Origin of the sequence: Marinobacter sp., assembly GCF_048259445.1 — a bacterium.
In the GTDB taxonomy this organism is placed as follows: Bacteria; Pseudomonadota; Gammaproteobacteria; order Pseudomonadales; family Oleiphilaceae; genus Marinobacter.
The window spans coordinates 41,773-58,339 of record NZ_JBLXHQ010000005.1 but is presented as its reverse complement, the minus strand read 5'-3'; the positions used below and the strand labels follow the sequence as shown (position 1 = coordinate 58,339).

Below are 16,567 nucleotides of genomic sequence, written 5' to 3'. Positions count from 1 at the left end.
CAAGTGTCTCGGCTAGTTTAGACCCGAAGCTTTGACGATTTTGGCCTGATGCTCCTCAACCAGTTCTTCCAGGCTCATGTACTCGCATTCCTTGGCAGCGATAAAGCTGTCCGCGGAGTCGATCAATATGTTGTCATCCCTCATGAAGCGACGCCCGAGCAGTACCGGATAGGAAAAGTTGCCGCGATCGGTCAATGAAAATTGGGTTTCGTGACTGGTGCCGGAAATGCAGAAATCCATCATTACCACATAGCGTCTCTGCGACGGCGCGCCTTTACGCTTTATGAGGACGGTGCGTTCAACCGGTCGTTCAAGCTCGAGAATGATTTCTTCATGGTCGATGTCGCCTTCCGCAGGCTGATCCTTGTGATCTGCCAGGGGAATCTGGAATTTAACCCACTTCTGGTCATCCTTCTTGAACTCTTCGACGTTAACGGCATGCAGAGATGAGGTTTTTGCGCCGGTATCCAGTCGTGCTTTAAGCCTTAGGCCCGTATCGTTCATGACAACCCACTCGACAAAACCGAGGGTCTCGGGTACTGAAGCCTCACTTTTGGGCGCGGCTTCTGCCAGCGCTGCTGCCGGGATAATCAGTGCCGTAGCCAGTGAAAAAGGGATCAGAAACTTCATTCAATTCCTCCTGCAAATTCCTGTAAATCAGGGAAAAATGATAAAAAATGATCTTCAAGTTCAGAATGCAGCGGTCGTATCTCGTTAATGATTCCTGCAAAGGAATTCTGGAACCGGATGCGGGCTGCGACTCTGTCGAGGGCATATCCAATGTTGTCGAGACTGCGGTAGGACCCGAACCAGTCGTGCGAAACCATGTGTCGGGTTGCCCTGCTCATATCTGGCGTCATCAGGTCTTCGTTGGCTTGTAGTTCGGTATAGACGTCTCTAATGAAGGTGTTCTGGTCGGCATCGGTAAACTCGCTCCAGTGGCGCAGAAGAAAATGGTCGTACAGAACATCCAGAGCCACCCCCGCAAATTTGCGTCGCTGTCCGGAAAAAAGCCGTTTGCTTGCAAGCACATCGGGATGTTTGTCGGTAAAACTGTCCACCGCCAGATGGTGACGAACGCCAAGTCTTACGGTGTGCGGAAGCGCCGTGAGATCGACGCCCCGGGTGAAGTCCCCCAGCAGGCTGCCCACCCGCGCTTCGGGCGAGTCCGGGGCAAGAAAAAGATGGGCAAGATGGTTCAACGTTCGATTCCCGGGTTGCTCATGTTGATAGTCACTAACGAGACTGCATCAAACTGCGTTGTTTTTCCATATCGAAAGGCTTTATCAGGCCATAACTGACGGTGTTTTAATGCTGGGTTCATAAAACCTCAGGCCCCCGGTTTCCTTGCGGATGAGGTCCACCGCAGGTATTCTGACGCATCTCTCGGTTCAGCTGATTCGGGCATCCATTGCGAAACCTCTATCCTGTTGTTTTTATTGTCAGCCTTATGTTTGTGCTGTTGAGCATATTCATGACGCTGCCGGTATTTTTGTTGCTCGGCTCAGGCGCGCCGAACGCAGCGTCATTTGTGGAATCAGCTGCCATTGTCTTCGGCATCGGTATGTTGGGTATTGCATCCACGTACAGGCAACCCCGGGACCTGAAACCACGTTATATGTTCGTGCTTACGGTATCCTCCTGGTTCATTATCGCCCTGCTCTCTTCACTTCCTTTTTATCTTAGCGGCCATGGCATTTCTGCAGCAGACGCATTTTTTGAGGGTGCCTCCGGTATAACCACAACCGGTGCGACGGTGTTCAGTGGTCTGGATACCATGGATAAGGATCTGCTTCTTTGGCGCTCTATTTTGCAGTGGATAGGCGGGATCGGGATTATCGGCATGTTCGTAGCCGTGCTGCCGTTTCTCCGTGTGGGCGGAATGCGGTTGTTCGCCACAGAATCGTCGGAATGGACGGATAAAGCGCTTCCGAGAATGAAAACACTGAGCCGCGGACTGCTTTTCGTCTATCTTGGTTTTTCAATCATTGCTGTGGTGACCTACTGGTTTTCAGGCATGACGCTCTTCGATGCGTTCAACCACGGCTTGACCAGCATCGCCACGGGTGGCTTCTCCACATCAGATCTGAGCATGGGCAAGTTCAACGATCTGATCCTGATGGAAGCTTCATTCTTCATGATGATCGGCAGCTTGCCGTTCTTCCTGTTCGTAAGGGAGCTACACGGCCAGCGTGGGGTGCTCTTCAGGGATCAGCAGGTCAGATTGTTCCTGACTATATTGCTTGTGGTGCCTGCGCTTCTCACGCTTTACCGGTGGTCTGTTTCTCCGGTGCCTTTTGATCCCCTGCACAATTACGTTGCAACGCTGTTTAATGTCACATCTGTGGTTACAACGACCGGCTATGCGTCAGAGGACTATTCGGCCTGGGGGCCTCTGGCTTTTGTGCTGTTTTTCTTCCTGATGTTCATCGGTGGGTGTTCAGGTTCCACCTCAGGGGGAATGAAAATTTTCCGTTTTCAGTTGTCACTGATCGTGCTCCGCGAGCAGATGATCCGTTTATTGCACCCCCGGGCGGTGCTGACCCGCAACTACAACGGCCGCGCTGTCAGTGACGATATTATCGCGTCGATGATCGCCTACACCTTCATATTCCTGTTGTGTCTGTTGCTGATCACCGTATCGCTGGCCGCTATGCAGCTTGATTTCGTAACATCTTTGTCCGGGGCGCTGACAGCGTTGACGAACGTCGGGCCCGGGTTGGGCGATATTATCGGCCCTGCGGGCAACTTCGGCCCCCTGCCCGATGCCGCCAAGTGGGTTCTGGCTGTCGGCATGCTCATGGGGCGGCTGGAGATTTTGAGCGTGGTAATTGTTCTATCACCGGCGTTCTGGCGTAGCTGAGGCAGAGCAAGCCGCTCATGGCGTCACTTCAGCCAGAGAACTGCCTGGTTTTCCATCGGTAGAGTGAGGCGTTCGTCTTTCAGGCGAAGACGAGGCGTGTAGTGACCTTCCGGCCTGGCTGGCACGATGCATTCGTATACAAAGCCGTGGCTGGATCCGCTCAGTGCGTATTTCATGTCCATTACGGTAACGCTCCGGGGGCCATATTCCGAAGCTTCCGCCACTAATTCAACTGCAATACGTGGCTCGGGAATACCATCCAGGTAGGCATCCACGGTAAATCTTTGCGTGCCATCTGCCTCCTGAACGTTTACGGCACTGAAACGCAACTTTGGCCAGTGGCTGTCTATTTCGCGGTATTCCCTCACGATTTCAGCTGCGGTTTTCGGGTCGCGCTGACGCCCCAGCTCGATCATTGGTAAATAGAAAGCGTCTATGTATTCCCGCACCATCCTGTTGGCCGAATACTGCGCCGTTAATTTATCCATGCTCATTCGAATTCGGTTCAGCCATTTCCTGGGTAGTCCATCCTCGTCTACCTGGTAGAACTCCGGTATTACCTGTTGTTCCAGAATTTCATAGAGCTCCCGCGCATCGTCATCATCGTGCTTGTCGGAGTTTTCGAGTTCGTCAAATGAAGCTCCGGGGCGGATAGCCCAGCCCAATTCATCAGTCCAGGCCTCAGCCCACCATCCATCATGTTGCGACAGGTTGAGACCGCCATTTACGAGTACTTTCATGCCGCTGGTACCGCAGGCTTCCCAGGGGTGTCTGGGGCAATTCAGCCAGACATCTACGCCCTGAACCAGCTGGCTGGCCACGCCCAGATCGTAATCCTCAACAAAAACAACTTTGCCCTGAACTTCCGGCCGCCGTGAAAACTTTTTCCAGAGTTTGATCAGTTGCTTGCCATAGCGATCATAGGGGTGCGCTTTACCCGCAAGAACAATCTGCAAAGGTCGGTCGCGGTTGTTGAGCAGGCGTATCAGGCGTTGTTCGTCCTTCAGGAGCAAATCAGGCCGTTTGTATTCAGTGAAACGACGCGCAAAACCAAGAGTCAGTGTTTCGCTGTCCAGAAGCAAGCCACAGGCGGCGGCCTGCCCTTTTCCGGACGCATCTGCAGTATCGTGCTCACAATGCTGGCTGGCCAGGCGCTTCCGAAGATACTGGATGAGCCGAGAGCGCTGCGCGAGGCGCATGTTCCAGAGGTCCTGGTCCAATGTATCGGCCATCGGACAGGTTTTCAGAAGCGAACGCCGCCACCTGTCTTTGCCGCACGCCTGAGTCCAGATTGTATCGGACTCCGGAGAATCCCAGCTGGGGGTATGCACGCCATTCGTTACGTATCCTGCAGGTATATCTTCAGCGGGCCAGCGCGGAAAAAATGGCTGAAAGATTGCTTGCGTTACTTTCCGGTGAATTTTACTGACACCGTTTACCCGGCCACTCATATTCAAGGCCAGCCAGGCCATATTCAGCGAACCGGCGGCGGTAGTTTCAGAACTTGCATCATTGGAGCTACCCAAAGCCAACAAATGTTCAGGGGTCAGCTCACTGCTTCTCAGCCAGGGTTCTACATACAGCTCTATCAGAGATTCAGGAAACACATCGAATCCTGCTGCTACGGATGTATGTGTGGTAAACAGATTCGTTGGCCGGTTGGCCATGCGAGCTGTATCAAAATCGGTCTGGTGATCCGCTTGCCAGCTTAGTGCACGCTCAATCAGGGCAAGTGCGCAGTGGCCTTCGTTCAGGTGGCAAATGGCCGGTTGAATGTCCATCTGCCGGAGCAGTCGCCAACCCCCGATGCCAAGAACCATTTCCTGTTGTAACCGCTTTTCCGGGTCCCCACTGTACAGCTCGCTCGTGATACCGCGATCTCCGGGTTCGTTAAGAGGGTCGTTGCTGTCCAGCAAAAGCAGCTGGCAGCGTCCGACCTGAGCTTTCCAGGCTCGCAGCCGAATATCCCGGCCGGGAAACGGCACGGTTACTCGCTGCCACTGCCCATCCTCGTCTCTTAGCGGTGAAACCGGGAGCATGGTCGGATCGTTGTAGGGATAGAATTCGAGCTGATCGCCTTTCGTATCTATAGCCTGACGAAAGTAGCCTTGCTGATAAAGCAGACCAACGGCAGTAACGGGTACGCCCAGATCACTGGATGCTTTGAGAAAATCACCCGCAAGAACACCCAGCCCCCCACTGTATAGCGGCAGGCATTCACTGAGCCCGTATTCCATACAGAAGTAGGCAATGCCACGCTCAAGATTCCCGGAACAATCGTTCGAGTACCAGGTTTCGGCCAGAGTAAATTCATCGTGAGCCTTGACCTGTTGCTGGTAGTGCCTGAGAAATGCGGGATCTTTGGCGAGTTCTTCCATGCGTTCGCCGGAAACACTGTTCAGTACCAGCCAGGCATTGCGCGTGCTGTCCCAGATTTCTGCGTCGAGGGCTCGCCAAAGCACATCACCGCCGTGATGCCAGCTCCAGCGCAGATCCAGTGCCAGTGAAAACAGACCGGCCAGAGACTCTGGTAACGACCGTGATGTATAGGCTGCCAAAGTCACTGAGCCGGCCCCGTGTGAGATGAAAAAGCGATGTTGTTAACCCTGCTTGAGAGCAGGAGAATAATAGCTGGACATCTGATGCTTATCTAACCATTGGATGAGTTTGGATATAGCGAAAGCATCGCTGTTTGTTTCGCCAAAATCCAGCCCTAACCCCTTGTCAATCTTGCGCACAACATAAGCTTTGAGGCGGATAAATTTTTTCTCTGAGTCACCTGGAAACTGTATTTCGATTTCCAGCATCTGGTTCAGTTGAACGTCCAGATAGTCAGTGTTGATGAATAGTCCGCGCTTTGAAGCATCACAGATTTGCCCGGTCGCAACGGGTATCCCCTTTCTGTAAATCAGAAGCTTGATCTTGCCTGGTATGCGTTTACTGAGTCGATGTTCCATGTATCCCCCTTGAGTCCAAAACGGCCTTTACGGGTAGTTCTTCTTTCAGTATCCATGACTGCCTGACGCGATAAGTTGATTGTGGTCAAAAAATGAACAGCGCGTCAAGTAAGGCGGTTGTAATGCTCGAGCAGGCCCCGAATCCTGCTAGCCAGCTCTGGCGAACACATATTTTGATCCAGCCGCCAAACCCAGTTGTTGATGATGGTGCCAGGGGTATTGAATCGGGCGTCAGTTCCCAGGGCCAGAAGATCCTGCATCGGAACCACTGCCAGCACGCTGGCTGAATCAAAGACTGCCCGGATAACCGGCCAGGGCATATCATCACCATACCCGTTAAGGTTTTCATTCACGTTATGGCGGGTATGTTCATCCAGGCTCTGGTACCAGCCAAGAGTTGTGTCGTTATCATGGGTACCGGTATACACCAGATTATGGGGCAGATGATTGCGCAGCAGGTGGGGATTGTCAGCGTTGCCATCAAATCCGAACTGCATAACCGTCATACCCGGCATATCAAAGCGTTGCCTCAACTGTTCGACGTCATCGCCTATAACACCCAGGTTTTCCGCAACCAGTGGTAAGCCGGGGAAACGATTGAAGCAGGCCTCCAGAAAGCTGTCTGCAGGGCCTGGTACCCAATAGCCGTTCCGGGGTTCCGGTTGGTCTGCGGGAATTTCCCAGTAGGCCTGCAGTCCCCGGAAATGATCAATGCGAATCAGATCAAACAGTTGGCGTTGGCTGTTCAGTCTCTCCAGCCACCACTGAAACCCGTTCTCTGACATGACGTCCCAGTCGTAGAGTGGGTTTCCCCAGTGCTGTCCTTCCGAGCAAAAATAGTCTGGCGGCACACCGGCAACCACGGTCGGTTTGCCCTCCTTGTCGAGTTTGAACAGATTGCGGTTTGCCCAGACATCTGCGCTGTCGAGGGCAACAAAAATGGGTATGTCACCAAACAGCAATATGTTTCGCTCACGGGCGTACTGTCTGATTTGGTGCCACTGGTAGTGAAAGAGGTACTGCTCAAACCGTATCCGACGAAGTGTTTCTGAATGTACTCCGATAAAATCCTGTAATGACTGAGGGTTTCTGTCCCGAAGCGCTTGCGGCCACTCAAACCACCGGGATCCCGCATGGGCTTCCCGAATGGCGCAAAATAGCGAAAAATCTTCAAGCCAGTGCTCGTTTGCCTGGCAGAATTGCAAGTAGCCGGCATGGCTGAAATCGACCTCATTGTCTTGCAGATCAAAAAACCTTTGGCTGGCAATACTGAGTATTTGCTCTCGTGCTTTCTTGTAACCGCGGCCAGAGAGCTCATCAGCATTGATCAGGCCGGCCGGAATCAGTTCTGCGAGATCGATAAAATAGGTGTTTCCTGCGTGGGCACTCAGAGACTGGTACGGAGACAGGTCTCCATGGGTCGGGCCTATTGGCAATGTTTGCCATACGCTGATGCCACTGTCGGCGAGGAAATCGAGAAAATGCCGGGCGCTTGAGCCGAGTACACCCCACTTGCTACCGAGGCACGTGGGGTGCAACAAAACGCCGGCCCGCCGTGTACTGAACAGATCCTCCATAACCATTGGCGTCATGAAGCTCCGTCCTTCTCATGCCCTCGCCGCATGGTACTTCGTTCGACATGTTGATCATTCACTCGGCTATTCTGATTGAGTGGCAGAAAGACCGAGGCCGGAACCGGACAACCAATGAATTCGTAAAGATTTACCAGGTGTCGGCGGTAGAGATCCTCAAAATCCCGGACAACCTGCTTCGGATTGTAATCCCCGAACCACCAGAACCAGTCAGACCCCTCGCAAACAGCCAGCTGCTTACGGGCGATTTCTGCCTGCTCTGCACCAAGTTTCCCCTCGGCCATTGCCTGGTCGAAGTGGATTTTTGCCTCGCAAAGGAGATCCCAGGCACAGTTCTTGGCCGGATCGCCAATCCAGGTTGAAAACGTACCGTAGATCCAGCTTCCAGCAACCAGGTATGGAAGATTTTCGGGCTTGGTAAGCGGTGCCTCTATCTGCTTCTGATAGGTAGTGAGTTCAAGCTGCGGATGATTTGCCAAAACACGATAAAGCTCGCTGAGGAAATGAAAGCCGTTCTCGGGATAATATTCCCAGGCGTTTTCTCCGTCCATGATGATGGAAATAACCGTATCCGGTTTACCGGAACGGGCGATATTCTCCATGTGATGAACCAGATCCCCCACTGCGTCTTTCGCATGCCAGTCCGAGTAGGTAAAACCAATCAGATCTGACAGTGCGTCATCCCGGAAAAAAACGGTAACGTCGGAGTCCCCGAAGGTATACGGCTGGTGGGTGCCACGATCTGCAAGCTGCCTCGTTTCTGGCGAATTGCTTGCTGCGTGCTTGAGGCTGTTGTGAAGAACCGAGTCTCCCGTGGCGGTCCAGCGAAAACCATGTTGCTCAAGAACACCCAGAGTTCTCTGGCTCACCCCTCCTTCTGAAGCCCAGCATCCGACGGGCTCAATATCAAAGAAGCGCTGGAATACGATTCTTGCTTGCTGGAGCTGCCAGTCAACCCTTTCCTCGCCGCCGGGGTATCGGGAGTGCTCTGGCAAAGTGATATCTGGCAAAGCCTCCCGGGCCGATTCCTGATCCAGAAGTAAGGGAATCATAGCGTGGCTGTATGGGCTCACGGCGAGCTCAACCTGGCCGTTAAGAGCGAGCTTCCGGTACCTCGGCCCAATGCTGGCAAGCTCTTCGAAGATAACATTCAGTAACGCTCTGCGGTCTTCCAGAGTAAATTTTTGCCCTTTTACCTGGAGGCTCTGTACGCACTGATTTTCAAGGCGGACGGTTTCACCCATCCAGCCAAGGTGATACCAGACCAGCAGATCGGCGAGAAAGGCCTCCGACATGTAGCCTTGTAGCTCGACTTTTTTACGATAGAGGCTTGCCAGCTCTGCCAGCCTGGCGAATGCGGGATAGCGCTGAATGATTCGCTCCGGGTTAGCTTTCAGGCATTTCTCGATAAGATCATTAAACGCTGGCGTCCCGGCTTCGGGTAATGAACCGGATACCAGTGCGGCCAGTAACGGGTCACCAATTGCTCCTTTCCCGTATCGCCATTGCTCAATCTGCAGCAGGTAAGTCTCGATCTGTTCGAGCAATGTCGGCGCAAAGTTTACAACAGCCCTGGCGTCGGGTTGGTTTTCGATATGGGCCGCCATGTCGCCGTAATCCTTGATGCTGTGCAAATACACCCAGGGGAACAAAAACTCACCGGTATCCAGATCCTGGTAGCAGGGTTGGTGCATATGCCAGCATAGAACGACGGGCGTTCTGGTATCAGAGGCCATGTGGATAATCCTGCCCGAGCATTTCGGGAGTCACCAGAACAACACCTTTGGGTGATACATGAAAACGGCGGCGGTCTTCTGCTTCATCAAAGCCGATCCGGCTGTTGTCCGGAATTCGGCAACCCCGATCAATCACCGCATTCTGAATATGGCAGTGGCGGCCAATCTCCACATCCGGAAAGATGACTGCATGTGAGATTTCACTATAAGAGTGCACGATAACTTTCGAAAAAATAGAAGAATGACGGACCATAGATCCGGATATAATAGAGCCGCCTGCCACCATTGAATCCACCGCCATACCCCTGCGATTATCGTCATCAAAAACAAATTTTGCCGGGGGTAATTGCTCCTGGTAAGTCCAGATCGGCCAGTTTGCGTCATAAAGGTTGAGTTCCGGGCTAACACCGATCAGCTCAAGATTGGCTTGCCATAGCGAATCAATGGTTCCCACGTCGCGCCAGTAGGCAGGCTTGTTCTGAATGGGGTCCCGGAACGGAAAGGCTGTAACCCGGAGGCGTTTGATAACTGACGGAATGATGTCTTTGCCGAAATCGTGGGACGAACTGCCATCCAGTTCGTGGTCGGCTGCCAGCTCATCAAACAGAATCTGGGCGCTGAACACGTAGATGCCCATGGAAGCGAGCGCTTTGCCCGGGTTATCCGGCATCGACCTCGGGTGTTCGGGTTTCTCGATAAATTCTGTGATGCGCAGTTCATCGTCAACAGACATCACCCCGAACGCCGATGCCTCGTCAATCGGCACCTCGATACAGCCAACGGTTATATCTGCACCGCTTTCAACATGTGCGGCAAGCATGGTGCCATAATCCATTTTGTAGACATGATCGCCGGCAAGAATCAGCACATATTCGGGATGGTGGCCGCGGATGATATCGAGGTTTTGCAAAACCGCGTCAGCCGTACCTTCATACCAGGATGTCTCAATCCGCTGCTGGGCCGGCAGCAGCTCCACAAACTCATCCAGCTCACTGCGCATAAATCCCCAGCCCCGTTGAATATGACGCATCAGCGAATGGGATTTGTACTGTGTGATGACTCCTACCTGACCAATTCCCGAATTGATGCAATTGGAAAGGGGAAAATCAATGATCCTGAATTTGCCACCAAAAGGAACCGCGGGCTTTGCCCGCCACTTGGTCAGATCATAAAGGCGGGAGCCACGGCCACCGGCGAGAACCAGGGCGAGGGTGTGTCGGGTCAGACGACTGACATAGCGTTTGGCCGTTTGCATGGTTGCTACCCTGAAATCTGCAAGTTTGTTTTATCAGTGTGCAGCGGAATTCCAAGAATTCCCGGACAATTTTGACTACTCTGATGATTGTAGTTGAAGGTCAGCAAGTTATAAGTCAAATTTTGCACAAGCCTGCGGGCTTTTTATAAGGCTCCTTAAAAGAGCCTCTCCCAGACGGAGCCCTGGTTGTTATGCAAAGCCCCACCCTCAGCAACTCTGACCTCCAGAGCTTCTCGGAAGGCCGGCATTGGCATATTTACAATGTAATGGGAGCTCACCCGTGCCAGTACGGTGATCGTTACGGCGTTGGCTTCGCAGTCTGGGCCCCGAACGCTGAAGCTGTGGATCTGGTGGGGGATTTCAATAACTGGCAAGCGGGCTTTCACCCGATGGAGCTCCACGAAGGCACCGGAGTTTGGTCACTTTTTGTTCCGGACATTAAAGTTGGCGCTCTCTATAAGTTTTCCATTTCCAGCGCATCAGGCCAAAAGCTACTGAAAACCGACCCTTATGGCCGTGCGTTTGAGTTGCGGCCCTCCACTGCATCCGTCGTTACACAACCTGAGAATTACGCATGGAGCGATGGTGGCTGGCTTTCACTTCGAGCGCATTGGAACTGGCAGCATTCGCCGATCTCGATTTACGAAGTTCATATTGCATCCTGGCGTCACCATGGTTCCGGCCGGTGGCTGACCTATCGGGAGTTTGCGGATCAACTTGTTCCTTATGTACGGGAAATGGGCTTTACGCACATTGAGTTATTGCCGATAACGGAGCATCCGCTGGATGAATCCTGGGGTTACCAGACCACGGGATACTTTGCGCCCACCAGCAGGTTCGGCCAGCCCGATGATTTGCGTTATCTGATTGATCTCTGCCACCGCAACAGCATAGGTGTGATCCTCGATTGGGTACCGGGCCACTTCCCGACCGATGATCATGCACTCGCCCTCTTCGACGGAACAGCGCTTTACGAGCACGAAGATCCTCGCAAAGGCCGCCATCAGGATTGGGGTACCCTGATTTACAACTACGGGCGCAACGAGGTAAAGAACTTCCTCATTGGCAGTGCCCTTTTCTGGCTCGATGATTTTCATATCGACGGGCTGCGCGTAGACGCAGTAGCCTCAATGCTTTACCTCAATTACTCTCGCAAGGATGGTGAGTGGGTACCAAACGCTTACGGCGGTCACGAAAATCTTGAGGCGATCGATTTTCTGCGGGAGCTGAACCAGGTTTGCCAGAGCCGGTTTCCAGGAACCCTGATCTGCGCTGAAGAGTCCACATCCTGGCCAGGTGTAACGCGACCACCGGAAACCGGCGGACTCGGATTTAACCTGAAGTGGAACATGGGTTGGATGCACGACACGCTGGATTATCTGCAGCAGGACCCTGTCTACCGCCAGTACCATCACGATAAGCTCACGTTCGGGCTGATCTATGCCTTTTCCGAGAACTTCCTGCTGCCGCTCTCTCATGATGAAGTCGTGCATGGCAAAGGCAGCCTGATCAACAAAATGCCAGGCGATGAATGGCAACAGCGAGCCTCGCTTCGGCTGCTTTTTACGTACCTGTTCATGTATCCGGGAGCAAAGCTTCTGTTTATGGGTGGTGAGTTTGGCCAGCGCCGCGAATGGAGTGAATCGCGGGAGCTCGACTGGAGTCTGCTGCAATATCCAGAGCATCAGGGGCTGAAGCGCCTGGTTCAGGACCTGAACGGTCTGTATCGCAACGAAATCTCCCTCCACGGACAAAGCCATAACCCCGATGGTTTTGAGTGGATTGATTGCCATGACTCGCCCCAGTCGGTGATCAGTTTCGTGCGCAAAGCCGGGGGCGAGACCACGGTTATCGTGGTGAGCTTTACCCCCATGCCTCGCCACCATTACCGGATCGGAATGCCCTCCGGCGGGGTCTGGAACGAGATCTTCAATTCAGATTCCGAGTACTACGGAGGCAGCAATCTTGGAAACCCTTTTCCGGTTCAGGCGTCAGACCAACCGTGGATGGGGCGTGGCTGGTCGATTGAGCTGACGCTGCCTCCTCTGGGAGCTATTGTGCTGAGGCAGGTGGTGGAGCCGGCGGCAGAAGGAGCAAAATCTTGATCCGGGTGCTTTTCGCAACCAGTGAAGTTTATCCGCTGGTCAAAACCGGAGGGCTTGCGGATGTGTCGGCGAGTCTTCCTGAGGCCCTTTGTCGCCTCGAGTACGATGTGCATATTCTTCTGCCTGGATATCCTGCAGCTATGGAAGCTGCACGCAGTGAACACGCACTTAAAAAAGCCAGTATTCAGGTTGGTGAATACGGTGTGAGCATCTGGCAAACCCGGCTGCCCGGCAGCGCCGTCACTTTATGGCTGGTTGACTGCCCTGCTCTGTTTGATCGCCCTGGGAACCCCTATCAGAACAGCAAGGGTGAAGACTGGTGGGACAATGCCCAGCGTTACGAGCTGTTTTGCCGGGTTGCAGCACAGATTGCTCTCGGCCAGGCAGGTATTCATTGGACGCCGGATATCGTGCACTGTAATGATTGGCAAACCGGGCTGATTCCGGTTTTTCTCGAGCGCCATCAAAGGCGCCCGGGTACGGTATTTACCATTCACAATCTTGCCTATCAGGGCCTGTTTCCACAGGAGATATTCCGCGCTCTGGCTTTGCCTGACTCGCTGTGGAATATGCACGAGCTTGAGTTTCACGGCCAGTTGTCGTTCATCAAAGGTGGGCTGGTATTCGCTGACAGAATCACCACGGTAAGCCCGGGCTACGCCCGCGAGATTCAGACACCGGAATACGGCTATGGGCTGGATGGATTGCTGCAGCACCGACGCGACCGGTTGTCTGGCATTCTTAACGGCATTGATACGCGAGTCTGGAACCCGGAAGACGATCCCTGTCAGGACTTTCACTACAGCCGCGATTCTCTTGAAAACAAACTACTTTGTAAGGCGCGACTGCAGGAGCAACTGGGTCTTGCTCCGGGTAATGCACCTCTGCTGGGTTTTATCGGGCGCATGGTGGAGCAAAAAGGGCTGGACTGGTTAGTTGCCGGCATGCCATCACTTCTGAAGCTGGGCTGTCAGTTTGCCCTCCTGGGTTCTGGTGAAACCCGCTACGAAGAGCCTTTGAAAGCTCTGGCGCAACAGTGGCCAGATCAGGTATCTCTGACTCTGGGTTACGACGAGGTGTTGTCGCATCGCATTACCGCAGGTTGTGATCTGTTTGTGATGCCATCGCGATTCGAGCCTTGCGGCCTGAACCAGATGTACAGCCTGCGCTATGGCACTCTGCCGGTTGTGCATTCAGTTGGCGGCCTGAAAAATACGGTTTTCGATCCTTCTGATGTGGGGCTTGATGAGGCAAACGGCTTCTCTTTTCAGGAGCCAACGGCCAGATCGTTTCTGAGCGCCATTGAGAGAGCCCTCGAATATCGTGACAACCAGAGAGCCTGGCGGCGTATGCAGCACAATGCCATGTCTGGCGAATATTCCTGGCGACTGAGAGCCAAAAGCTATGGCGATCTCTATCAGCAGGTTCTGGCAGAAGCCCGGCAGTAACGGCTGTAATACACAGATTCTTTGAGAGGCTAACTTATGCGAGGTAATCATCAGTATGCATAACGCAACTGAGTTTCGTCTTGAAGCCCGGCCCAGAATTCCAGAGGCACTGGCTCGCCTCGAAGAGCTGGCAAACGACCTCTTCTACAGCTGGAATTATGGCGTGCGGGGCCTGTTCGCCCGGATTGACCTCACACTTTGGCAAAAAGTAGAACACAATCCCAAGCTGTTTCTCCGCCGTGTATCTCAGGAACGACTCAATGAAACCCTTGAGAACCGGGCGTTTCTTGGAGAGTATCTCCGGATTCTGAGCAGCTACGATGCTTATCTGGCCGCTGAACCCGGCCCGGAGGTAACCGAAAAGCTGAACCCGGAAACCTCTCTGGTGGCCTACTTTTGTGCCGAGTTCGGCTTTCACGAAAGCTTTCCTATTTATTCGGGAGGGCTGGGTATTCTGGCGGGAGATCACTGCAAAGCGGCCAGTGATCTGGGCCTTCCTTTCGTGGCGGTTGGCTTGCTGTACCGTCAGGGATACTTTATCCAGAGCATTGGTGCACAAGGCCAGCAAATTGCACGCTATCAATCCCATTCCAGTGATGAGTTACCAATCAGGCTCGCCGAGAAAGATGGCAAGGTGCTGCAGGTTGCTGTGCCCTTTCCCGGCCGCACGATTGTTGCGCGCATATGGGAAGCCCGGGTTGGACACATCCGCCTTTACCTGCTGGACTCAGACACTGAAGAAAATAACGCAGACGATCGAAACCTGACTCTGCAGCTATATGGTGGCGATGAGTCAACAAGGATTTTTCAGGAAATGCTGTTGGGTATTGGCGGCACCCGAGTCCTTCAGGCTCTGGATCTCAAACCGACCGCCTGGCATATCAACGAAGGACACGCAGCGTTTCAGGTACTGGAGCGCTGCCGCCTTGGAATGGCAGAGGGTCTGAGCTTTGAAGCTGCACTGGAAGCGGTGGCGGCTGCAACACTGTTCACGACACACACACCGGTGGCTGCCGGCCATGACGTATTCAATCGTGCGTTGGTCCAGCATGCACTGGGCGCATGGCTGCACGAGTCCGGGCTTGATTTCGACAAGGTGTTCGCAATGGGCACCAAAGCTGGTCAGGATTCCTTCAGTATGACCAGCCTCGGCTTGCGTGGCTCCCGATTTCACAATGGCGTAAGCCGAATACATGGTGATGTGGCCGCAAAAATGGAAGGCGATATCTGGCCTCAGATTCCGCCGGAAGAAAACCCGCTTGGCTACATAACCAACGGTGTTCACGTGGCTACATTCCTTGCGCCGGAATGGTCGAGCCTGTTCGATATTCAGGCGCCGAACTGGAAAAGTGAGCTGAGAAATCCCGGCTTCTGGGAGTTTGTAGAGCAAATTCCGGATTACCATTACTGGAGCGTACACAAGGCACTCAAGGAGCAGATGAGCGACTTTGTAGTGCGCCGGCTCAAGCGCCAGCATAGTCGTAACGGCATCGGTCGCTCGGTTACCGACCGGATGGCCAGACAGATTACTTCATCTGATAAAGATCCCCTTGTTATCGGCTTCGCCCGCCGTTTTGCCACATACAAGCGCGCCACTCTGATTTTTTCTGACCTTGAGCGTCTGGAAAAAATTCTTACCAATCCTGATCAGCCTGTCGTTCTGGTATTTGCCGGTAAGGCCCACCCGAAAGACACACCAGGCCAGCAACTCATAAAGGTTGTGCACGACCTCTCAATGCGGCCTTCGCTCATGGGGCACCTGATACTGTTGGAGGATTATGATCAGGCGATGGCTCGCCGCCTGCTGAGTGGTGTAGACGTGTGGCTGAATACGCCGGAATACCCGAAAGAAGCCAGTGGCACCTCGGGTGAGAAAGCAGCACTTAATGGTGCGCTCAATCTCAGCGTTCTAGATGGCTGGTGGGGAGAAGGTTACAACGGCGTGAACGGCTGGGGCATAGCACCCCGTGATACTGATCTGGATCCTGAGTTCCGCAATGAGGAGGAGGCGCGCGATCTTCTGGATATTCTGGAATACGAGGTAGTTCCACTTTATTACGCACGGGCATCGCAAGGTTATTCTGCGGGCTGGGTGAAGCGCTCCAAGGCATCTATGAAAACCATTACGCCAAGGTTCAACAGCGAGCGCATGGTAATGGATTATGTCCGTAATTATTATCAACCCGCATCACGCCAGGGCGAGCAGTTGATTGCTGACAACGGCAAGCTGGCCACAGAACTGGCGGGCTGGAAAGCGCGGGTTCGTGCGGCCTGGCCCGGCGTTACTCTTAATGTTCAGGGCTGCGTAGAGTGCAAGTGTGCCTTTGATGAGACAGTTGAGCTGCGAGTTGAAGCCATGCTGAATGGTTTGAGTACGGACGATGTGCGAGTGGAATGTCTGGTTACCCCGGAATGTACTGGAACACACAAGGGGTCGGCGCGTGACTGTTTCTTACTCGACAAGGAAGGCGAAGAAAATGGCAAAACAGTGTTTGCCATTCAACTCCGCCCTTCGTACCCCGGACTACAGACTTTGCGTTTGAGAATGTACCCTTACCACAAGGCCCTGAGTCACCCTCTGGAAATGGGAGCCATGCTCTGGGTCTGACTC

Annotated in this window: 11 protein-coding genes; 4 read left to right on the top strand and 7 right to left on the bottom strand. The window is 53.5% G+C overall.

Annotated elements, in window-relative coordinates:
• Positions 1-12: 12 nt before the first annotated feature.
• Positions 13-630, bottom strand: a complete 618-nt coding sequence (locus tag ACN0RL_RS05450) for an ATP-dependent zinc protease (RefSeq protein ID WP_417514498.1) — start codon at positions 628-630, stop codon at positions 13-15.
• Positions 627-1,202 (bottom strand): ACP phosphodiesterase, encoded by a 576-nt coding sequence (locus ACN0RL_RS05445; RefSeq protein ID WP_417514496.1) that lies wholly within the window; start codon positions 1,200-1,202, stop codon positions 627-629. Before ACN0RL_RS05445 ends, ACN0RL_RS05450 begins: the two co-directional genes overlap by 4 nt.
• A gap of 248 nt (positions 1,203-1,450) precedes the next feature.
• On the opposite strand from ACN0RL_RS05445, the gene ACN0RL_RS05440 reads away from it, so the two are divergent.
• Positions 1,451-2,863, top strand: a complete 1,413-nt coding sequence (locus ACN0RL_RS05440) for a TrkH family potassium uptake protein (RefSeq protein ID WP_417514732.1) — start codon at positions 1,451-1,453, stop codon at positions 2,861-2,863.
• 23 nt (positions 2,864-2,886) lie between these two features.
• Here ACN0RL_RS05440 and glgP (ACN0RL_RS05435) read toward each other — a convergent pair whose 3' ends face one another.
• The 5 genes from glgP (ACN0RL_RS05435) to glgC form a co-directional block, all read right to left on the bottom strand.
• Positions 2,887-5,427 (bottom strand): alpha-glucan family phosphorylase, encoded by a 2,541-nt coding sequence (gene glgP, locus ACN0RL_RS05435; protein WP_417514494.1) that lies wholly within the window; start codon positions 5,425-5,427, stop codon positions 2,887-2,889.
• Between the two features lie 36 nt (positions 5,428-5,463).
• The gene (locus ACN0RL_RS05430; protein ID WP_417514492.1) at positions 5,464-5,820 is read right to left on the bottom strand and encodes a PilZ domain-containing protein; all 357 of its coding nucleotides are present in this window, start codon (positions 5,818-5,820) and stop codon (positions 5,464-5,466) included.
• Positions 5,821-5,924: 104 nt separating this feature from the next.
• Positions 5,925-7,412 carry a 4-alpha-glucanotransferase gene (gene malQ / locus ACN0RL_RS05425; RefSeq protein WP_417514490.1) on the bottom strand — a complete coding sequence of 496 codons (1,488 nt, stop codon included), beginning with the start codon at positions 7,410-7,412 and terminating at the stop codon, positions 5,925-5,927.
• Entirely contained in the window at positions 7,409-9,148 is a 1,740-nt protein-coding gene (locus ACN0RL_RS05420) for a glycoside hydrolase (RefSeq protein ID WP_417514488.1), read from the bottom strand. Before ACN0RL_RS05420 ends, malQ begins: the two co-directional genes overlap by 4 nt.
• Positions 9,138-10,403 (bottom strand): glucose-1-phosphate adenylyltransferase, encoded by a 1,266-nt coding sequence (gene glgC / locus ACN0RL_RS05415; protein ID WP_417514486.1) that lies wholly within the window; start codon positions 10,401-10,403, stop codon positions 9,138-9,140. Before glgC ends, ACN0RL_RS05420 begins: the two co-directional genes overlap by 11 nt.
• Before the next feature lie 191 nt (positions 10,404-10,594).
• On the opposite strand from glgC, the gene glgB reads away from it, so the two are divergent.
• The 3 genes from glgB to glgP (ACN0RL_RS05400) are packed head-to-tail and all read left to right on the top strand — an operon-like array spanning position 10,595 to position 16,564.
• Positions 10,595-12,508 (top strand): 1,4-alpha-glucan branching protein GlgB, encoded by a 1,914-nt coding sequence (gene glgB / locus ACN0RL_RS05410; protein ID WP_417514484.1) that lies wholly within the window; start codon positions 10,595-10,597, stop codon positions 12,506-12,508.
• A complete protein-coding gene (gene glgA / locus ACN0RL_RS05405) occupies positions 12,505-13,956 on the top strand; it encodes a glycogen synthase GlgA (protein ID WP_417514482.1) in 1,452 nt (483 codons plus the stop codon). Before glgB ends, glgA begins: the two co-directional genes overlap by 4 nt.
• A 55-nt stretch (positions 13,957-14,011) precedes the next feature.
• Entirely contained in the window at positions 14,012-16,564 is a 2,553-nt protein-coding gene (glgP, locus tag ACN0RL_RS05400) for an alpha-glucan family phosphorylase (protein ID WP_417514480.1), read from the top strand.
• Positions 16,565-16,567: the final 3 nt, after the last annotated feature.